This window comes from Halorubrum xinjiangense (genome assembly GCF_900102375.1).
Classification (GTDB): Archaea; Halobacteriota; Halobacteria; order Halobacteriales; family Haloferacaceae; genus Halorubrum; species Halorubrum xinjiangense.
In genome coordinates this window covers 58,422-79,698 of the sequence record NZ_FNBO01000011.1, presented here as the reverse complement: position 1 = coordinate 79,698, position 21,277 = coordinate 58,422, and the positions used below count along the sequence as shown (strand labels likewise).

Below are 21,277 nucleotides of genomic sequence, written 5' to 3'. Positions count from 1 at the left end.
AATTATCCTACCAACCAAAGTCCGAAACCTACAATGACATCCTTCGAATGGAAAACAGTCGAATATCAGGGCGAAGAGACCTCCGGACGTCTTTTGAGCACAAGCAATGGGTGGTCTGTCATCGTTTTTCCTGACTTCGATGAGGATATGGATCGACTCGTCTGTTATCAAAACGAATCCGTTGTTTACGAGATGACTCTCGGTGCCCCAAACGCAGGCGATCTTACACCGGATGGAACTGCGATCATCGCCGATTGGATAAAATACGGACAACGAACAAACTCAGAGATTCATCTATTAGATATTCCTAATCGAACCTCTCGTTCGTTCAATGTGGAATACTCCGCACCACTTGTCGCTATCACCCCGGACGGGACGACATTTGCTATAACAAATTACGATGGGAAGGTGGATATATACGATTCGACTGATTTCTCACTACAGGCACAGCATTCGGCTCTGTTTGGCGATCGACTGATCCCTGTGACAAAGCCTGGTGAAAATGACCGAGTCTACCTCCGCGCTCGTGACGAACCCCCAATAATCGAGTATAGCATAGGTCTTACAGGAGAAATCTACTCTTTAAGTGATGACGCTAAAAGAATTCAATACATCGAGTCATTTGATTTAGATAATACAACTGATTGGGGCATAGCTGTGCCAGAGCTATGCCAACAGTATACTGGGGCATCATCAGACTATGTCCGCAAACGAGTGGCAGAAGTCTTCGATGATGGGTCACTTGCACATGTCACAGACAGTAAACGCCTCAAATCAATAATCGAAGTCCTTGAACACGCACATGAACAGTTTTCAGACCCACACTCCAAAGCAGTCGCCGCTCAACTAAGCGACGCACATTATCGTCTAGGAAAGGAGTACCGTGGTCAAGGTCAAATTACGGAGTTTTTCGACCATCTCGGAATTGCTGAATCCTATGCAGAAGATGTCTTGCCGTGGTTTGCTGGCAAAAAGTTACTAGCGAAGGTTAACCGGCGCAAAGCGCGTGTATACAAACAACGTGGCGAACTTGAAGCTGCAAGGACTCATATCAATCGAATCTTAGAAATTGAAAAAGAATATGATGTTAGCCTAACCACCGATGCAGACGACCGGTTACGACACGAATTGAAAGATTAGATCATTGATCTGAGTTATAATCATAAGTGTCGACTTCAGTATTCCACTTTTCAGCGAAATATGATAGATCGTATTTTCTCTCACGTTTAAACAAGTCTAGTTCTACTTCTGCAATATATAAAATGTCAAACAGGCCCTGCTTGGTTTGGTGAAGACCTTCGTCAAATCGAGGTAGTATCTCTCTATTGAATATCTCCATTTCTGGTAGCAAAACATGTATTCCGTCACCGAATTCTTTGAAGAACTTTCTAATCCGATCTGAACCATGTATACCTATATTAAGTGAGTAGACATCTGATTGTGAGTTGTTATTGTGCGGAACATTATACTGGGTGAACGTGTCCTGAATGAGTGACACAGTAACCGGGTGGAGAGAAGCTCTGTTCACAGAGATTTTCGGATGTATCGAGTATCCAATATCGTACGTAGATTGTTTAGAAACAATTAGATTGTGCCTGCCGCAGGCATCAAATACTCCACCGATATATTCGGTACTGAGTGTTCCATCATTGGACATCGATGGAATATCAAAGGAATTGACGTCTTCCTCAAAAACACTCAACTGCCTGGCCAGCTCACGAGGTGAGAATTTCAACAAGTCTGAGGACCGTTTGGCAGGTCTAATATCAAGCATCGTTTTTGCTAGACGGAGTACAGATTCATCGTTCTTAGTTACGTCATCGTTAGTGAATTTCCTATTATTAAAAAATTTCAGACCTCTCATTAGCTCTATAGAGTGGCCGTCTAATGAGGATTCCAATCGCTCAAAGTCTTCATTTTTACGAATATTAGTTCGATAGGAGCTACCCTCACGAAATCGGGTTTGGATGCCAATTGATTCAAAGTACTCCTCTAGAAGGCCAGCTCGTATCTCATCATGATCAACGGACACACTGAGATCTTTCCGAGCATAGGGAGATTCTTCTGGCGATTCGGGTAATTCCAAATTATATGATATTCGACTACACATGTCCAACAAGCCCCCAATATAATCTAACGGGAGACCGTTCTCGGTCTGTTCCATATTACTAACAAATACTGTGTTGCTATGTTATTCTTTCTGAGCTGAAATCAACCTTGATACTAGACTAGGTTCGGAGATGGTTTGATTAGAGAACTCAACTCCGGTTCATATCACATCAAGTATCTTATCAGTTAAAAATATATCCACTAAATTAATTCTGCTATGCCATAATTCGAGAATATATTATCTGTATTCCTCTATCAATAAAATAAAGTAATGATAAGTTCAGCATCAATCTATGCCAAGTCAAACCGGCTTAGATGTAACTCCTGATGAGCAACAGCTGTGGGAAGGTATTGGAGGCCATTTTGATTCCTTCACGCAAGTTATTTGTGAATTTGTTGATAATAGCGTTGCTAATTTTGAGGGTAATGAGACAACAGGAACACAAGTGGTTGTCACCTTTGACAAAGTCAACGAAGATGAAGTTATTGTCGGGATAGAGGATACAGGCACGGGGATTGTCGATTTCGAGCCGGCACTCCGACTGGGAGATCGAAGTGTAGGTGATGCTCCGCTAAACGAGCATGGATTCGGCCTAAAACACGCATTAGCTTCCGCAGATCCGGATAATAACTCTTGGGAGATATACACTAGGACTGAGGAAGAATTTGATGATGGACAATTTAGGAAGGTGACCTCTCCTTACCATTTCAATCTCTCATCCCAAACGTCATCTACCGGAAATGAAACCTGGCCCGGACAATTCAACGGATCTGGGACCTTTATCCGGTTTACGTCGTCTATGAGCTTCTTCAACACAATCCAACAGGGTGTTCGTGGTAGTGCCGGGTTCAGCCGGTGTATTGAGTACCTCAGAGAAGATCTCGGTCATACATATGCGGGCGTTATTCAAGACGGACGTGTTAGTATATCATTACAATTTGATGGGCAGAATAAGCGCGTAGAAGCTGTTGAGCCGATTTGGGAGGGTTACTATGATCCAAAGGTTGGTACAGAAACTCTCGATCTGGGAGGTGGACAAGTTGAAGTCGAGTACGAATTTGGTGAGATGAAGGAGAGTGACTACGCAAAATATTATCAAAGAAATATGTCGACATCTGGGGTAGAAATCCGAGTTAATGGGCGAGTGTTAGCTACAAATTTATTTCCGGAAATTTGGCGTAAAGAACGCCACAACCTGTATAACCACTTCCTTGCGATAATCAATCTTAAAAGTGATAGATTAGAACGGCTCCCGACAACAAGAACCGCTAAAAATGGTATTAGAAGTGGGGACGAAAAGCTTGAACAGCTGTTTGAGTGGATTCGAAATATCCACCCTCAACCGCAAAAGAAATTGACTGGTTCAATTTCAGAAAAAGAATTGGTTCGAGAGCTTTCAGATAAGAAAGAGACACACTTGCCGCAGACATCACGTGTAGAGACAGAATTTGAAGTCTATGACACGATTGACTCTCCGGTACCTGTTGATCTCTACGTCTTTGATGGTCACGAGGTTACCATTTATGAAGCGAAAAAGAATACTGCGGGTGCTCAGAGTGTCTACCAGTTACTGATGTATTGGGACGGTGCTACAGCCGACGGTAATCCCCCAGATACAGGTGTACTTATTGCTTCAGAATTTTCACCTGGTGTTGAAATTTTGCTAGAGGAACTCAACTCAAAGACAGATAATGAAGGAAATGAGTATAATTTCGTCAAAAAGACTTGGCAAAATGAGGGGGTTGATTATCCGGATGAATAAGCTAGAATAATACAGATTTTACAACTCTAAAATCAGTCAGAAACACTCCACACTAACGAATTTCCGATCTTACGGCTGGTCACCTGATTTTCATTTTCTAGTTTCTGTAACCGGGTGTATGCTGTTCGCCTTGTACACCCAACTGTGTCCGCTATTTCGGAGGTCCCACCCAGACCATCAAGTTGCTTGATAGCATGTATAAATTCAGAATCTTGATAGCTAGTGGTGTATTTCCCAGATTCTTCTTCACGATCTTTGCCCGGCACAGGAGTTGTTTAGCGTACACATCTTATTTATTGGTTGGTTTGACTTGGTCCATCACCTCCATAAGAGATGGCGAAGGTTTATACCATTACATAGTGTAGGTGATGGTGAAGAGGTCTGGTCTCTAGGGGCGTACGAAAACGCCCGAGTGCAGGAACACTCGGACCAGGCTTCTCACGGGCTGTGAGATAGCCATGGAACACAACAATCCGCAAACTGAAGACGGTACCGGTGATGAGCTAATTGAAGATATATCAAAAATACAATATATTGCGCTCGGGGAAGGGCCGGCAGCATGTCAAATCTGCGGCCGTGAGCTCCGGGAAGGCGACGAGCTGACCGCGTATGCCTTCCGGGCGGCTGGCAACCCCATTTTTGAAATTGGATACGTGATGTGCCGGGCGGACGAGCACGCGCACCCGACAGAGTTCATGAGGGGCGTCCACGAACTCGTCGTGACAGGCCGAATTGGCCTGTGTACCGATGTGGCGACCCAGTCATCCTGGCTGGTGCTCCTCGCGCCGGAACCAATCGTGGCGAGCCGACCGACGTCGACCGACGCCTACACGATCGGTGAGGAAACGACACGCGAGAGCGACCCTCTCCACACGCACCAGGCCACCGAGGCTGACCCGACACAACCGTTCGAAGACATCCACGAGCGCGGGTCCACGCAACTTGAAGGGACTACTGAGCACACGGCTGATTACTCCCAGAGAGACGGAACACACCAGGCCGAACACAACGAGCAGACCCACCAACACGCGACCAACCAAGGGGGTGAGGAGTAATGCCCCCCGAATTCGAGACATCGCACCTCGACCACGAGATGTCACTCCCAGAGGACATCGAGAACCTCACACTCCCGGACCTGTATGTGGGGCTCGAAATCCCGCTGCTCGCACCGGGCGATGGGATCGTGACGGACCGCCACCATGCCTCGGCGGACCGGTACGAAGCGGACGACCCACAAAACCAAATCGGCGGGATGGTGTCTCCGTTCCCACTCTCCGGCTGGCTCCGTCACGGCTGTGAACGCGTGATACAGGTCGCGGGCGGCACGGCGTGCCATCCGGGCGCAGCAAACGGGGATTACATGCTTGAGGACGTGTACGAGCGCGACCTCGACGCCGGGTACCACGAGAAAGGCTCGTGCGTCGATGGGGACGCCGGCTGCGTAATCTACGACCTCTTTGGCGGATTCAACGACCGGGCGGGGCGACTGGTGCGCCGACCACTCCGGTTCTCGCCGATTCGCCGGCAAGTCGACGTCTTGCAAGGCGAAGCGGAAGCGCACTACCGCCAGCTAAACACGCAGGTGCGGTCGCGGAACAGCGAGGACGACGGGCAACCACTGCGGATGGCGTCCCGAGACGTCGTCGGCAACCTGGTGGGGACGTGGAAACTCTCGCTGCGAGAGCTGAAACCGGAGTACGTCGGGCTCCTGGTTGAGGCGGTCGATTACCTCGACGCGCATAGCGATGAGTTCGAGTTGCAGCTCGGTGGGGCGCGGAATTTCGGGGCGGGCATGGTTGATGCGCGTATCATCAACCCGCTGTACACGGATGCCGAGATCAAGCGAGTGTACAATCGCGCCCAAGACGCGACGTCGGGGATGGCGTGGAAGGATGACCTGTGGCGAGAGTCGGTGCGCCAGCAGTTCGTGGTGCCGCTCCAAGAGCGGGTTAACGGCGATGCGGGGGCGACATAATGCCCCCGGCGGCAACGGATGAGGCCGCGAACGTAGACATGGCGATCGCGTACCGACATGACGTCCACAAACTTCGCGGTCGCCAGCACGGGTCGGGACGTGACGAGCTGTTCGAAGTGCCGGTGAACGACTCAGTCCCGATGCAGACGGATCGAGATGCGGCGTTACTGAGCCGACCGGACGGTGAACCCGAACAAACGGTAGCGAATCATTCGTCGCCGGCCCGGCTGTCGCTGCTGACGGGCTCGGTGCTCGAAACGGGGGCGGTTCCCGTACAAGAAACCGCAATTGAGCCGTTGATCGATGGCTCCCCAGACGAACTCCACGCAGCGTGGTTGACGAGCGAGACTGCAGCGTTAGTGAACGAGTCGGTGTATCTCCCATACTCGTCACTCAAGTACCACGTGTTGCTGGTGGCCGCGTTGCTCGACGCATATCGGGCGGGCCACACATTTGACGACCTGTACTTGGTTGCCGAGCCGACGTCGGAATCACCACCTCGGAACGCGGATCGAAAAGCGAGACAGCAGGCAGCACTCGACGCGGACTGCGTGGTGCCACACCGAACGGTGTTGTGGACGGAGGCGATGACGATGCGGCTGTCAGCGTCACCAGACGGACCAGCGGCGTGGATCGGCCCAGCCCCGGTTGAATCGTTTGCTGATGTATGGAACCGAGTGTCTGGGTCGCCCTTGGGCCGTGAAGCGCAGTGGTGGCGTCACGTGGATGCGCAGTTGCGACGAATCAGGTCGTGGTCGACGGCGCTACAGTATATCGAGGATGCTGTCGCCAAGGACAGGCGCGGCACAGTGGAGGTGAGCGGATGACCCGCCGACACGATCGTGACTGGCGGACCGCCGACCCCACCCATGCGATATGGTCGGGCAGTGAGCCCGTGGGTCGGACTGCCTGTCCGCCGGCGTCGCTAGTGAGTGGGTCTCGACGACTGCCGGCCTGCCCGGGAGCGCACGCACCGTCAACGCCCGAGCACGCCACGGCTGGGACGCCAGACACGACAGACTGTCCGATATGGTCAAGCGGTGAGTCTGTGAGTCGGGCTGCCGGTCCGCCGGCGTCGCTAGTGGGTGGGCGTCGACATCCGCTGGCCCGCCCGGGAGCGCCCGCAACACTGCCGGCTCGACGAACTCCGACGACAGCTGGGGGCGCAGACCATCTCACACTCGGGCGAAGCCAAGCGAACTCACACCCCAGCGCCCCAGCGGAATGGTCGGGCCGTGAATACGCGGGACGCGCTGCGAGCCAGCATGTCGGACCGGTGCGTGCGTACCGATGGGGGGCCACGCTACTGTACGCCCCAACCGATCGTGACTGCCTGCTGTGGGCAGGTCGATCCACCACAGCTACCGACCGTGTGGTACGTGAACGTGTTACAATCTCCACTCGAAGCGGCGGGGGTGTGGCGTGACGACGATCCAACAGCTGGTGTTCGAACTGTCGACCCCGTATGCGGGACGGCCGTACCACGTGTCGGGCAACGCGCTGTTTAAGGCGGTCGCGGCAGACGTCGACGACCGGACGCGACGCGAACTACAGGTGAGCCATGCGATGTTCGCGCCGTCAGAGTACGGCTCCTACCCGGAGGCACACTCACAAAATGGGTACGCCGGCAAACTCGGCGGGTCGCTTCCACCGGTTGAGTCGTACGAGGACCTGTTCCTGTTTCGGGATGCGGCCCAGCGGTGGCTACAGGCGTCGCGGCCGCGCGATGCGCAGAACACGATGGATCGCCAGTCGCATGGCGGGCGGCTCACAGTCGCGCCGGAATCGTTCTTCGGCGTGCCCGAGCACCAGCGGAACTCGAAACGCCGAGTGGAATGGTACGTCCACGCGTATCTCCACAGCGAGCGCGAAGGCGTGCTGCCGCTTGAGGAGACTGTGTTCGATGGGATTCAGCTGGGTGGCAATCGGAACTACGGGTTCGGGGAAGTGTCGCTCGTGGACTCACAAGTCGTCGAGCTCGACGCACTGTCGTTCGATGGGTTGCGAGGCTACGACCAGTACACGATCGAGCTGGTGACGCCCTATGTCCTCCAAAGTGAGGCCCCGGACGCGGACACTCAGTCAGTGCCCTGGTGGTGGGACACGTCGGTGACGGGCCTGGGGAGCGATGCGCCAACGCGAGACCGCCGGTTACGTCGCCGGGAGGAGCGACTCGTTGGGGAATCTGTATACGAACTAGCGACGGTCGACCACGGACAACTCGTTGGCTACGCCGGAAGCGACCCAATACAGACGGCGAAAAATGGCGTGTTGCGAATCGGGACACACGCGCGGTTCGGTTTCGGTGAACTGCGGGTGCGACCGGCCAGCCACGATCGTGTGCCGGGGCGGGGTGAGGTGAGGTAATGCTCGAGCAGGTAGCCTTCGATATCGAGACGACCGGCTTCGACGTCGACGATGAGGTAACTGTCGTCGGGTTTGCGATGCCGATGGGGGTTCAGGTGTTCGTCCAAACTGCCGGGCGGACAGCCGGTGACGTCGAGGCCAGCGTGAAAGCGCGGCTGTCGGAGACACTCGTGAACGTCTCGACACACACCGATGAGGCCGCGCTGCTGGCGGCTGTGGCGACGTTCGTCAGAGATCGGATACAGGACGCCGAAACGCTTCTCATCGCGTTCAACGGTGAGGTGTGGAGCGGTGGCTTCGATCTGCCGTTTCTGCGGAGTCGGTACGCGGCCTGTGAGATGGCGTGGCCATTCGATGTGGCGTACGCGGACGTGTTGCCGGTGGTTTCGGATCGGTTCAACACGACGGTTGACGGTGAGGAACAGCGGGGGTTGGCGGCTGTGTACGAGCTGCTCGGCGACGGGTCCCACAGTGATATCGATCCGTTCGCGGACAGTGCGGTGGCGGTGACCGCCTTCGAGGAGGGGCGATTCGACGAGCTCGTCCTACATAACGTAGCGGATATCCTGCGGACGCAGGCGCTCGGCCGGGTTGCTGAGCGGTACTGCGGGAAGGCGGAGTTCAACGTGAAATCGCTCTCACCGACACGAGACGCGTGAGTCTGGCTCGGTGAGCGGTTGCGGCGCGTTCCCCAGCAGCGGGGCTGCTGATTGAAGCGATACACCAGGAGGATGAGCGATGCTGGCGGTCACAGTGCGTGCGAAGCCGGACACAGAACGATATACATGAGAGATTCAGAAGACGAGGACACGGCTGACGGAACAGACGACGAACCAACAGCGGACGAGGAGCCAGCCGATGCCGAGACGCCATCGGACCAGTTAGAGACGGCATCGATGGGCTCGGGCGCGGAGCGGAACGAAACGGTGGATCAGGCAACGCAGAAGAAAGTGCTACAACGCGATCGGTATCGCTGCCGGGCATGTAACGCGAAAGCGCCAGCCGCTGGCGGCCTGGCCGACCTCGAGGTCCACCACGCAGATCGGGATCCGGATGATTTCGACGAACACGACCCAGCGAACCTCCTCACGTTGTGTCGGAGTTGCCACTCGTGGCATCACATGAGATCGACGCCCAGCGATATACCCATCCGGCTGACGGAGGCCGATGACAAGGAATTGAAGTCCCACGAGTACGAGATTTTGCGGATCCTCTATGACAACGGCCCACTCCGCACAAAGGAGATTGTGGACAAATTAACAGTTGAGATGACCCGCACGGCTGTTCGAGAGCGGTTGTGGCATTTGGGCGGACTCGATAATGAAGTGACTGAGCGGACAGAGCCGCTTGTGACAAAAGATATCGCCACCCAAGAGTGGGGTTTACTCGATGATATCGTGACGACCGCTCGCGGCCACATCCCAGACGATCCCAAACTGCTCGTCCAACGGACAGAAGACGAGCTCGTACGGCGGGCGCTCGATCGGGGGTGTGACCGCCAGACAGTGATGGAGGTCTTCGATGTCTCGCGGCGCGGCACATTCTACAAGGAGAAGCGCTCGAAAATGTATGACTTCCCGCTCGACGCGTTCAGCAGGGGCGGTCGGCCGCGGGTCTCGAAGGACGGGTCGGATGAGGAGGACTCGTCGACGGCAGCGAGAGGACCGGACGAAGCAGAGGTGATACGGAACGCGGCGGCGCGGGCAAGCGAGGTGACTGCCGATGAGGATGACGAGTCTGCCGCGGAGATCGTGTCAGATGCGGATGAACCAGTGGGTGAGGCGGAGCAGGACGAGACACGTGGAGAGGCTGCTGCGGAGAGCGTTCAAATGCTGTTAGAGGAGGCGCTTGAGGCGTTGCGGGACGACGACGTCGAGGCGTAACCCGCTTTCGGGCGGCTTTTTTATGGTGTGGTCGTGGTGACGCGGGGAGCTTGTGTGGGGCGTGTTTCTAGGTAACGATACCGACAATTGCGAAATTTGACTGATGAACGACTTGATCTGGTACCTGTGCGAGATACAGGGCGCGAATGTGGTACGAACCGAGGCCGGTCTACGGGAGAGAGTGATCGCTCAGTACAGACGAAGTGGAAATCACCCGTATCTGACGGTTTTAATACTGTTGTTGAAAACGAAGCAACATGACCCCGAAGAAGGCTATTTCAGTATACATTACGCTCCCTTGTCTCCTATATGGCGTATTCTTTGTCTTAGCAGTCACACGGTATTCCGGCATGATTGAGAGAAATACGCTGTATGCCGCACACACAGTTTTTGGTGGTTACATCGCCCTCATTGTCTACACAAAACGAGACCAACTGACTGCGGTGTAAGCACTCTTCAGCGACCGGCTGTTTCATCCTATTTTGTGTCTGATGAATGGGATTTTAACAAAGCCGCTCATCTGTAGATTAGCAACTAGTTGATGTACTGTTCGAGGGTGTAATGGATGGCGGTGAACCAGTTCAATTCGAGTCCTCCGTCCGGCCAATTATCGCTCCCATACCCGAACCCAATCGATAGCGAGGCGTTCCGTCCATCGCTCATTAAGATTTGCTTGGCCGACCCGATTAACGTGGTTTGAGAAAATTAGCCCGAACGGACGGGTCTCAGGAGCAGTCAGTGATTGGACCATCGCTGGTGGCGTTGAACGCGTCACCACATGGTTTCCGTTGAAGTACCATTCGACTCGGTCCTCAAACAGCGCACAACCGTACGTATTGAAACTCTCAGTGAGATCGGTGCCACTATCCATTGAGAACGGGTTATCCGTGTGGGTCTCCCTATCATTTGGCTCTCCCGACTCGCTCCAGTGAACATTCACGTGAAGTTGCTGGCGTTCGGATTCCGGATTCTCTCCCGGTTGGAACAATTCAATAATGTCAATCTCCGGTGGCCAATTCATATTTGCGGGCTGCATCCAAAAAGCAGGCAAGATGCCGGTTCTCCCGGGGAGTTTGAGTCGTGCTTCAACGTACTGCCCTACTGTTGGGTCGATCGGAATACCCTCTGTCGGGTGATGAGGCTCCCCGCCGGTACTTGAATTAATCACACCTTGAGAACAACCACTCGGGCCAGTTCCTTGAGATTCGATTGTCAGCTCACATATCCCGTCGTTGATTGTCACGTTGTCCGCACTCACCGTTGCATCATCATTTGGGATCCACTCTTCAGGGTCAATGAACCCGACTCCCCATCGATCCGTATCAAATGACCCCCACTGTTCGTCGACGACGAGTTGCCACTCCCCATCTAGACCGCCACCAGATTGTGAATCCTGTGAGAGCATCTCGTCAAACCCAGAACTGAGACAGCCAGTGAGACTCACAGCTCCGACGGTAGCGAGTACATCTCTTCGCCGAAACTGATCTGATTCCACCATCTGTAATTTTGACCGATGGTATTTGATCCATGCTACCAATTAATCATCGAACACTACATCCTCAAAACCACCGTCTTCAATAAGTAATTTTTCGCCATCGTGGTTTTTGAGACCGCCTTCCTCAAGCCACGGGTTTTTGCCTTCTATCGTTTCCGGTGAGACCTTCTCAGTATTTGGTGCGACTTTTTCAGTCACAGCAAAAGTCTGTACGGGAGAAACCCACCCCCACAGTGCGCCAACAGTATTTAAAACGACTAACAGAGGCGTCAACGGGATAGCCAACAGTGGAACCCGCTCGCGCCGGATATACACGAACACGCCGACGAGCGTGATCACAAATAAGACGAGAAACATGGCCAATGAGCCGAATTGATAAAATAGCGGTTGTGGGAGAAACTGCGGGAATAAAAACAGCAGCAACGACATGACGGGGATCAGTGGAGACAACGACCACGCAACCATCCGGAAGCCGAGAAAGAGACGGTACTTTTGTGGAAGCAAGTCTGAAGAGTTCTGGGTGCCGGCGAACCATCGTCGCCGCTGTCGAAACATTCCGCGAAGCGATGGCGGAGCCTGATTCCGAAACTTCAGATTGAGAACCCGGAAATCAAGCTCGCCTGTCTGCGCTGCGCGCCAAATAAAATTCGTATCCTCTGTGATCGTCTCTGTATCCCACGTAATCGCATCTTCTAACGATTTTCGAATGGCAATCCCACCGCCCCATGCGTAGAGTGGATATTTGAACCGGCCGAAGGCACGTTGCTCGTACTGGTAGCCGATACGGAATGTTTCCGATAAATACGCGATCCACGAGCCGGTGTACAGCGGCATCTCGGTGATTTGGACAACGTCCGCGTCGGGCAAGCCCCGGAATTGCTGAACGATAGTATCTTCGTCTAAATACAGAATAAACTCATGAGAGCATGGAACGTTTCGACGAGCCCATTCGAGCGCGCGTCCCTTATGTCGGGCCTTACACTCGAATTCATCAGGGACTACGTGTACCGTTGCCCCGCTAATTTGGATATCTTCTTCGGCAATAACTCGAATATCATCGACCCCATCTGGGACCGAGTTGACTGTTGCTTGAACGACGGCTTCAGCACCAATCGTCAATATCCGCACCTGTACGTCGTCGTGACCGTATACCAGCTCATCAGACGAGACTAACTGGTTGCGAGCGAGAATGAGGACTTCGTATAGCCAAAATAGAACAGACAGTGAGTACAGAACGAACACACTCCAAACAAGAGTTAGTGCGACAAGTGTGAACACGGATATACCAAATGTAACTAATGAGTAAGTATGAATGTGCCGAAGCAAACTCGTTCAGAATTGGACACGATATTGTTATTAGCTCCAATATTGAGCTTCCTTCGATGACGACCTCGTCGCTGATGATGACTACACCCCCTGTATCTTGTACCGCGTTTCTGACAGATTTCTAAGGAATAGTTGCTGGTCTCAGTAAGTGTGTAACCTGTATTGACCGCAATCCGAACAGAACATATCACTTGCTGAGGATTTCCACAGAGCCGATGATCTAACTTCGACATCCCCTCACTTTTTTGTCTTCAAAAAGAAGCAACATGACAATGGATTCACGACCTACCGAAGTACAGCGACGACGAATACTCCAAATGACAGGGATTTCTACAGCAGGTATCGTCGGGTTCAGCGAACGAACTCTGGCCCAAGAAGAAGAAGACACGAACGTTACTATCGAAGTTCCCGATCAAGTATCGGATGGGGAATCTGTCGTAATAGAATCGTTTGAAACCGATGTTGACGGAGTATTTCAGATATTTCAAGATACGGATGAACGACCAGTGTATAAGGCGATGGAGATCGAGGCAGGAACAGAATCCACCAACTGGGAGGTTGAACTCGATGACCCTATCCCTGAGTCTCAATCTGTAAGGACATCACTGTACCCGATAGGTGGTGGCCAATCGTATGATACAGTGAGCGCTGAGGTTCGTATTTCTGAGACCGTTGACGGTGCCAACCCCTTTGGACCCCCGTATGGAACTGAACCGGGAGTCCAAAAGATCGAAGCAGATCCTGACGCCGGGTTCCATTCCCCATATTTCCTCTATACACCAGATATCCGTTCAATTGAAGAATCTGTGAATGACTCTCGGGAGCGGCCGCTGGTGGTTACAGCGTCTCCCTGGGGTGAGTTTGAAGAACGGGTCGAGGGGGCCCGACGGCCTGATGGCGGTACGACGGGGCGCATTGCTAATGCAATGAACTGTCCCGTGGTGAGTGTCCCTCTCACATTGACAGAAGGGTTTCTCGGATTGGAGCCGCATGAGTTGACCTTAGCTCACGAAATTGAGATCACTGATCCGCGACGTGAGCGTGTTGATCGCCAATTCATAGCGATGATTGAGGATGCCCAATCCCGACTTAACGAAGGAATATTCACGATAGCAGATCAAGTCCATTACGACGGAGGATCCGCTGCTGCCGATTTTATCGAAAGAGTCGCCCCACTTCATCCGGAATATATCAACGCTTTGTCTGCTGGTGCGAATGGATACTCCTTCCTTCCGGTCGAAGAGGTCACTGATGACCTCCCAGTTCATGGCGACCCAGAACGAACAACGGTTCCATTTCCGATAGGAGCGGGGAATTTGGAAGAACTCACCGGAGAGGCGTTCAACAAAGAAGCGTGGATGGACATTGAGCAGTTCCGGTGGATCGGTGGTGAAGATCAAGACCCTGACGATCCCGATAATTATACTTACAAACGATTCAGAGGCGATCACCGAGAGATCAGCCAAGCGATCGAAGAGATTTTTGGGACGTTACAGGTTGACGAACGGTTTGAAACCAGCCGCGAAATGTACGATCATCTCGACGTTCCTGCGACGTTCAGGACATTTGAGGGACAACCTCACTCACCAGATTGGGAATACAGGGTAGAGGCAGTCGAGTTCCACAAAGAACAGATCGAAGAAGACTTCGAGTTAGTTCATGTGGCCCTTCAGGAATTCGCTAGCGAAGCACATGTTGGAGACACTGTAACGGTAAGCGTAGTGGCAACAAATCGGACTGATGTCGGATCATCAACAACCATCTCTCTCGCTGTTGATGGAACCGAAGTTGAAGCAACGGAGGTCCAGGTAGATCCGAATAGTAGAGAAACTGTTGAATTGGAAACGACGTTTGAGGAGACAGGAGAATTCATCCTGAGTGTGAATGGAACAACTATTGAAGACCCAGTTGTGGTAGATGACGAGGAAAGTACTGAGACGGATACCCAAGACGCTCCCACAGATGCTGATTCTGAAGAAGATAACTCAACCATGGATCAAGATGAAGCGACAGCTGACGAACAACCTGGGTTCGGGGTCGTACAGGCACTCGCAGCGGTGGGAGGGGTCGGGTATTTGATCAAACGACGCCTCTCGAATAACAACTAAAATAGCTGTGACGGGAAAGTCAGCTCATGCTGTATACAAGCTCTACATTCAGCAAACGGTTCTTACCAGCACCAGAGAACATCAGCAGACCCGGGCGGTCCTAAGTTGACTACATCAGCGAACACGCAACTCTACTCCGAGAGAGATCTGCAGAAGAGAGCCAGACTCAAGCCGTGAGAGATGAAACCGCAGACCAGATGGCCGATACGCACGATCCGCGCCCAGAGGATCCATCAGTTCCGGAAGGGAATGTGTGGTCAGTTGGGGATCTGAACGCAGAGATTGGGTCGGTGTTGGATGCGGCGCAGGATCGGCTTCCGTCATATGTCGTCGGTGAGGTCTCAGACATTAACCGGTATGACTTCGGGACGTTCTTCGATTTGCGCGATTTAGACGACGACGCTACCATTTCGTGTATCATGTGGGCCCACCAGCGCGAGGCGGTTACCCATGAGTTGGAGGAAGGAACTGAGACGATTGTTCGCGCAACCGTTGATTTCTATCACGATGATGGCCGCACACAGCTCGCGGTGAAGAACTTCTGGCCGGTCGGTGAGTCAGACCGGTCAGAGAATCTCGCTGCGCTTCGGGCCGAGCTGGCGGAAGATGGATTGCTTGATGAGGAGGCGACCCAACGGCTCCCGGAGTATCCGCGCCATATCGGGGTTGTGACGTCGCTGTCTGGGTCCGCTCGCCGTGACTTCGAGGAAGCGGTCCGGGCGCGACATCCGGGGGTTCCGATCACAGTCTGTGGCGCGACAGTCCAAGGCGAGGCCGCAGTCGCCTCACTCGTTACTGCGGTGCGACGACTAGAGCAGGACTCGGCAATCGATGTGATTGTGGTGACGCGTGGTGGGGGCGCTGACGCGGATCTGTGGTGTTTCAATGAGGAACCGGTCGTTCGAGCGATCGCTGATTGTGCGACACCGACGGTCGTTGCGGTTGGGCACGAAGATGACGAGACACTTGCGGAGGCGGTAGCGGATCACCGGTCGATGACGCCAACCGACGCTGGTGTGGCGGTCGCCCCGGACCTCGCTTCAGTTCGCCAGCGCGTCGCCGATATTGAACACCGAGTGGATCGTGCCTACACCTCGGTCGTCACCGACCGCGTGGCGGCACTCACCCAACGGCTTGACGCTGGGCTCCAAACGCTTCAACAGCGAGCGCAGGCTCGGGAGGCGACACGGCAGCGCACCGCTGATCTTGAACACCGGATCACGGTCGCGTACGAGGCGCTTGTCACGTCGCGGCTGACTGCGATCGAAACCCAACTGAATGACGCGTACCAGGCCCTCGAACATGCTGTGGAGACGGATGCGGTGACTGTTCGGGCCGCGCAGCGTCGAGTAGCGGGGCTCGAATCGCGGATCGACACGGCGTATCAGACACGCGTTGCCCGTGAGCTGGGGGCGCTCGAAGCTCGAATCGAGGATGGGTACCGCGAGATCGAAACCGACGCCCGCGTACAAGCCGGGCAGAGTGAGGCTCGACGCCTCCGAGTTGCCGTTATTGTATTGCTTGTCGTGCTGGGGCTTACGTTGCTGGCACTCGCCGTGGGTGTTCTCTGAGGGTTGAAAAGGCTGGGCGGTAATCACACAGGTATGAGTCAGCACGACGACGTCGATATTGGCGGCACAATTGATCGCCTTGAAGAAATCGCTGAAACGCTTGAAGACGGTGAAGTCGGACTCGAGACGGCCAAAGAACTGCGTGAGGAGGCAGATGAGAAGCTTACGGTGCTTCGAGATACGCTTGATGTCGGTGACGGTGACATCATCGAGATCGACAGCGACGAACTCGATGGGGAGACTGCGGAGTGACCTCGTATACGACCTCGCGTGAGACAGGACTGAACAGTTCTCACGAGTCTGTACCATAACCCCCAAGATCGTGCCGGTGGTATCCTACGGAGGATAGAATTCAGATAGCCGGGCCTGACAGACTTCTTTGGCTCTGTTGAAATTCTTAAGAACTGAGAGGGTCAGTGTGCGAGATACAGAGGATGTATTCATCACCGGTTTTACTGATTCTGCTTCTTATTAAAATGGTATACTATGATGAATACTTATTTGGCTTTGTTGAAATCCTATTCTTCAAATATTTTTTCGCATGAAACAGCCGGTTGATGCGAGCCCCAAAGCGACCGTATCTCGGCTTGTGACAAGAACTATGCTCGCAGGAACGGTCCGTCAAATATGGTCTTCGTACCTGATGAACTCCCGGATCAACTCTTAGTTGATTACGAAAACGCGACCGTGTATGGGGATTTAGAACAAGAGAAGGTGCTTCACCAAGGCAAGGTTCGTGTTCTCCCGAACGGGTGGGTTGCGTTGCCCACCGACCGACTCCTGTCTCCTGAAGCGGTACACCACATCGATCCATAGAGATCCGGTACTGAGCGATCAGAGTTGTGAAAATATCAACTGTTGAGGATTTCAACAGAGCCACTTATTTTTGTATTGACTTACTTGCCAATGATAATGAGTGAAGACTTACACTCGTATCTCCAACAAATAGAGTCAAATTGGCACCAAAGTCAACAGCCCTGTAAGACCTGTCCACACTGGGCAACAGGCGGATTTAGTCGCCCCTTTTTTGCTGCAAGCCGGGAAGGTAACCTCGATGCAGATGTTGTTTTCATTGGTAAAGAACCTGGCACAAATACAGATAAACCACCTACTGAGTGGCATAGAGAAGGGATATCATTAACAGAGGCTAAGAAACGAATGGCCACCAGAGATTGGAGTCCATCTGAATTCCCAAGAGACAATTCTGCTATGTTCAGTGACCATCTTCTTGAGATAGCAGTAGGTAAAAAAGCGCCTCTAAAGGAGCCAAGTGATTCCCCGTCTTACAAATATTATCTTACTAACGCTAAAAAGTGTCACGAGACATACGATGACTTAGACGAACCTTTTTTGCCGGACGAAGGCGACTATTCCGAAGCAGCAGATCACTGCACTGAGTATCTATCAGAGGAGTTGAAACTGATCAAACCGAAGATAGTTGTGACCCTTGGTAGTCCAGCAACCAAGGCAGTATTCTCACGATTTGACTCGTTACCTCCAAAATCAAACGCTCCAAAACTTGAGGAAGGGTTTTTTGACAAGTTTGAGACACCGGATTGGACATTGATCCCAGCTATCCATCCAACTAATACGAATGTTCGATTTAATCAGTTTCAGAAGTCGGCGTTGATAGAGCCGATACTCAATTCGTATGCTGAACAGGGGAAAATCAAGGACCTAGGAGATTTCAATGGAAGTGCTGCCCGTGAAGCGTATTTTAACCTCCTGAGACAGAGGATAGAGAACTTACTGTAACAGACAAGCGACGGATCATCGCTAAATTTCACACACACGCTCTGAATCGGTCACAGCGTGTCTAGTGGATTTTCGATAGGCAGTCTCCCGTTGAGGTGTATACTCCCTACACTGACTAGGATCAACTTGTCTCAAACGGCTAGCATCGTACAAGATTTGCGCTCTGTATTCAGCAGAACGCTAAGAACATATCACCGGTTGAGGATTTCAACAGAGCCACTTCTTGATGTTTTTCCATCTGACTCGGCTACGCCACGGCAATGAGTGGAGTCCCACCTGTATCTACACTCAAACAGTCGGTAGAGGCGACGATACTGGCTGGGGTGGGTGGTCTCCTTGTTGCGATCCATCTGTTGTTCCCTGAGTCACTCCGGACAGAGCTTGTGTTCACGTATGGGGAGCCGTCGCTGGTGTCAGCATGGACAGCGGCAGCGGTCCACGACAGTTGGTCGCACCTCGTGTCGAACGTTGCGTGGTACGCTGTTGTGGTCGGTTCGATATACGCACTGCTCGCCAAGCGAGGACGTCGACGCACGTTTTGGCTCGCTACCGCTGGGTGCGTTGTGGTTGCGCCGCCAGTGACGAAGCTCGTTGATTACTGGGTCCTCCTGCTTCAGTGGGAAGTCGTTGCGGAGGTGACGACGGCAAGCGGATTTTCTGGGGTGGTGAGCGCGTTTGGTGGGATGTTGTACGTGGTACTGCTTGGATCAGTGACGGCGTGGTACGGGTATGCGGCTGGCATGGTCACGGTAGGGACAGTAACAGTTGCGTCACTCACCGTGCTGTCGGTCACATCCGATGTGCTGCCGGAAATCGCGGGAATCGCCCTTGGGGTGACGAGTGTAATTCTGTTCGGAATCGGGGCGCATCACAGACCTCTGATTCAACGGGTGCGACGTGCCTGGGCCCACGGTCGTGATGCGGGGGTGCGTGTGGGTGTCGGATGGGTTGTCGTGGTGGCCCTGATTGCTGTGCTATTCCAAGTTGAACTCGATGCGAGCCGTCGCTTCGTGAACGTCGTTGCGCATGGCACAGGATTCACGACTGGGATGCTGGTGACGCTTGGAGTCATCTGGGGCAGGAGAGCACTGGGTGACCGAAACTAGAGCTCCACAGACTGTGCGGGTTGATTCGACGATGAGTACGCCATCCGAACGCTCAACACGCTTCCGCCAGACTGGTGTGTATGAGACGCGGGGTGCTGTTGGTTGTCGTCGGGGTAATGGTCGTGCTCGCTGGTTGTGCGGGTACGGCCCCTGGTGATTCGACACCAGGAGAGTCCACACCAGAGAATAACACAGAATCTGTAGCGACGACAAACGGGACCGTCGAAGTCCACTATATCAATGTCGGGCAATCAGTGAGCACGCTCATTATCGAGCCGGATGGGGAGACGATGCTCGTTGATACCGGACACTACAACGATGACGGCGAGTACGTCATCGACTATCTACAACGCCACGACATCACGCGGATCGACCATCTCGTCACGTCACACAACGATGCTGACCACATTGGTGGGAACGCAGCGATCATCGACTACTACGAGACGGAGGCAGACGGGGTCGGTGCGGTGTACGATCCCGGGATCGCCGCGAGCACACAAACGTACGGGGAGTACCTTGATGCGATCGAGGAGCACGATGTGACGCTGTACGAGACACGAGAAGGTGACTCGCTTGCGTTCGGTGCGGTCACCGTTGATGTGTTAGGGCCACCGGAGCCGTATCTAGAGAATGAAGGGCGCAACGAGAACAGCATCGTGTTGAAGCTCACGTACGGAGAGACAAGCTTTCTGTTGTCTGGTGATGCCGAAGACGACCAGGAAGCATACCTCGTTGAGAGGTACGGCGAGCAGTTACAATCCACGGTGCTGAAAGCCGGACACCACGGCTCTGCGAGCTCATCGAGTGAAGCGTTCCTTGATGCGGTACAGCCGGAAGCAGTCGTGGTGTCAAGCGCGTATGATTCGCAGTACGAGCACCCGAACGATGAGGTGCTACAGCGATTGTCGGATCGGTCGATCCCGACGTATTGGACCGCGACGCACGGTGACATCGTGCTTGTGAGCGACGGGAGCGCAGTCTCCGTTCAAACCCAGGTGGCTGCCCCGACAGACCCCGGTGCGCTTCGTGATGGGGATGCTGTCGAACCAGGGACGACCGGCACAGTGACTGAACGCGACCGGCTTGGCGGAGCTGGGACTGGGGCGATTGATTCGGGCGGGAGTGACGATTCTACAGAAGACGATGATGACGAGACGTCGACTGAGAACGTGACGCTCGCAGTCGCAGAAATCAACGCCGATGCAGAAGGCGATGATCGGGAGAACCTCAATGACGAGTACATCGTCTTCGAGAACACGGGAGACGACCCGCTTGATGTCTCCGGATGGACCGTCGCTGATGACGCTGGGCACACCTACACGATCCCTGATGACGTCACGATCGGCCCAGAAGCAACCCTAACGCTTCGAACTGGGAGCGGGACCAATACGGAAACCGAACTGTACTGGGGGTCGGGCTCTCCAATATGGAACAATAATGGCGATACAGTGATAGTCACAACAGATGATGGTGAGCGTGTCGTGGAGGAGCAATACTAATGTCGCCAGTTGAGCTACCTGACGGCACGTACACGGCTGTTATCGACAGCGTCGAAGACGGCTACGCAACCGTGTTTTTCGAACGCGATGGAGACGAAGTTGGGAACGCTGTGATCGACGCAGCACAGTTTCCTACAGATGCGCAGCACGCCGACGCAATCCTCACAGTAACGCTTCGTGATGGAGATATTGAGGAAGCAGTATACGAGCCTGAAGAGACAGCGGAACGATCCTCGGCAGCGCAAGATCGGTTCGATCGACTGTCAAAACGACCACCGTCTGATGACGATACCTGACCAGGGTTGACCGAGTTCTGGTGT

Annotated in this window: 20 protein-coding genes; 17 read left to right on the top strand and 3 right to left on the bottom strand. The window is 53.4% G+C overall.

What is annotated here, in order from left to right; translation table 11 throughout:
• Positions 1–33: 33 nt before the first annotated feature.
• Positions 34–1,140, top strand: a complete 1,107-nt coding sequence (locus F3H13_RS12565; protein WP_149799361.1) for a hypothetical protein — start codon at positions 34–36, stop codon at positions 1,138–1,140.
• A 1-nt stretch (position 1,141) separates the two neighbouring features.
• Here F3H13_RS12565 and F3H13_RS12560 read toward each other — a convergent pair whose 3' ends face one another.
• A complete protein-coding gene (locus F3H13_RS12560) occupies positions 1,142–2,164 on the bottom strand; it encodes a hypothetical protein (RefSeq protein WP_149799360.1) in 1,023 nt (340 codons plus the stop codon).
• A gap of 238 nt (positions 2,165–2,402) precedes the next feature.
• Here F3H13_RS12560 and F3H13_RS12555 point away from each other — a divergent pair, with 238 nt between their 5' ends.
• From F3H13_RS12555 to F3H13_RS12515, 8 genes are all read left to right on the top strand, one after another.
• Complete coding sequence (locus F3H13_RS12555) at positions 2,403–3,872, top strand: ATP-binding protein (RefSeq protein ID WP_149799359.1); 1,470 nt, start codon at positions 2,403–2,405, stop codon at positions 3,870–3,872.
• Between the two features lie 458 nt (positions 3,873–4,330).
• Entirely contained in the window at positions 4,331–4,927 is a 597-nt protein-coding gene (locus F3H13_RS12545) for a hypothetical protein (protein ID WP_149799357.1), read from the top strand.
• Complete coding sequence (locus F3H13_RS12540) at positions 4,927–5,847, top strand: hypothetical protein (protein ID WP_149799356.1); 921 nt, start codon at positions 4,927–4,929, stop codon at positions 5,845–5,847. The genes F3H13_RS12545 and F3H13_RS12540 overlap by 1 nt, the downstream gene beginning before the upstream one ends.
• Positions 5,847–6,674, top strand: coding sequence for a hypothetical protein (locus F3H13_RS12535; protein WP_149799355.1), 828 nt, complete (start codon positions 5,847–5,849; stop codon positions 6,672–6,674). Before F3H13_RS12540 ends, F3H13_RS12535 begins: the two co-directional genes overlap by 1 nt.
• A gap of 595 nt (positions 6,675–7,269) precedes the next feature.
• Positions 7,270–8,214 carry a hypothetical protein gene (locus F3H13_RS12530; RefSeq protein WP_149799354.1) on the top strand — a complete coding sequence of 315 codons (945 nt, stop codon included), beginning with the start codon at positions 7,270–7,272 and terminating at the stop codon, positions 8,212–8,214.
• Positions 8,214–8,873 carry a 3'-5' exonuclease family protein gene (locus F3H13_RS12525; RefSeq protein WP_149799353.1) on the top strand — a complete coding sequence of 220 codons (660 nt, stop codon included), beginning with the start codon at positions 8,214–8,216 and terminating at the stop codon, positions 8,871–8,873. Before F3H13_RS12530 ends, F3H13_RS12525 begins: the two co-directional genes overlap by 1 nt.
• A 126-nt stretch (positions 8,874–8,999) precedes the next feature.
• Entirely contained in the window at positions 9,000–10,097 is a 1,098-nt protein-coding gene (locus F3H13_RS12520) for an HNH endonuclease (RefSeq protein ID WP_149799352.1), read from the top strand.
• Positions 10,098–10,354: 257 nt separating this feature from the next.
• Positions 10,355–10,546 carry a hypothetical protein gene (locus tag F3H13_RS12515; protein WP_149799351.1) on the top strand — a complete coding sequence of 64 codons (192 nt, stop codon included), beginning with the start codon at positions 10,355–10,357 and terminating at the stop codon, positions 10,544–10,546.
• A 158-nt stretch (positions 10,547–10,704) separates the two neighbouring features.
• Here F3H13_RS12515 and F3H13_RS12510 read toward each other — a convergent pair whose 3' ends face one another.
• On the bottom strand, positions 10,705–11,502 hold the full coding sequence (locus F3H13_RS12510) for a glycoside hydrolase family 16 protein (protein ID WP_188128064.1): 798 nt from the start codon (positions 11,500–11,502) through the stop codon (positions 10,705–10,707).
• Positions 11,503–11,634: 132 nt separating this feature from the next.
• Complete coding sequence (locus F3H13_RS12505) at positions 11,635–12,834, bottom strand: glycosyltransferase (RefSeq protein WP_223174423.1); 1,200 nt, start codon at positions 12,832–12,834, stop codon at positions 11,635–11,637.
• A 401-nt stretch (positions 12,835–13,235) separates the two neighbouring features.
• On the opposite strand from F3H13_RS12505, the gene F3H13_RS16405 reads away from it, so the two are divergent.
• The 8 genes from F3H13_RS16405 (at position 13,236) to F3H13_RS12465 (ending at position 21,253) form a co-directional block, all read left to right on the top strand.
• The gene (locus F3H13_RS16405; protein WP_223174421.1) at positions 13,236–15,026 is read left to right on the top strand and encodes a PGF-CTERM sorting domain-containing protein; all 1,791 of its coding nucleotides are present in this window, start codon (positions 13,236–13,238) and stop codon (positions 15,024–15,026) included.
• A gap of 197 nt (positions 15,027–15,223) precedes the next feature.
• Positions 15,224–16,597, top strand: coding sequence for an exodeoxyribonuclease VII large subunit (gene xseA, locus F3H13_RS12495; protein ID WP_149799349.1), 1,374 nt, complete (start codon positions 15,224–15,226; stop codon positions 16,595–16,597).
• Between the two features lie 33 nt (positions 16,598–16,630).
• Positions 16,631–16,849: an exodeoxyribonuclease VII small subunit gene (locus F3H13_RS12490; protein ID WP_149799348.1), complete on the top strand. Its 219-nt coding sequence runs from the start codon at positions 16,631–16,633 to the stop codon at positions 16,847–16,849.
• A gap of 375 nt (positions 16,850–17,224) precedes the next feature.
• Positions 17,225–17,413: a hypothetical protein gene (locus tag F3H13_RS16400; RefSeq protein ID WP_094579826.1), complete on the top strand. Its 189-nt coding sequence runs from the start codon at positions 17,225–17,227 to the stop codon at positions 17,411–17,413.
• Between the two features lie 96 nt (positions 17,414–17,509).
• Positions 17,510–18,352, top strand: coding sequence for a uracil-DNA glycosylase family protein (locus F3H13_RS12480; protein WP_188128063.1), 843 nt, complete (start codon positions 17,510–17,512; stop codon positions 18,350–18,352).
• 260 nt (positions 18,353–18,612) lie between these two features.
• On the top strand, positions 18,613–19,458 hold the full coding sequence (locus F3H13_RS12475) for a hypothetical protein (protein WP_149799346.1): 846 nt from the start codon (positions 18,613–18,615) through the stop codon (positions 19,456–19,458).
• Positions 19,459–19,538: 80 nt separating this feature from the next.
• Positions 19,539–20,957: a lamin tail domain-containing protein gene (locus F3H13_RS12470; protein WP_149799345.1), complete on the top strand. Its 1,419-nt coding sequence runs from the start codon at positions 19,539–19,541 to the stop codon at positions 20,955–20,957.
• Positions 20,957–21,253: a DUF3006 domain-containing protein gene (locus tag F3H13_RS12465; protein WP_149799344.1), complete on the top strand. Its 297-nt coding sequence runs from the start codon at positions 20,957–20,959 to the stop codon at positions 21,251–21,253. The genes F3H13_RS12470 and F3H13_RS12465 overlap by 1 nt, the downstream gene beginning before the upstream one ends.
• Positions 21,254–21,277 lie beyond the last annotated feature (24 nt).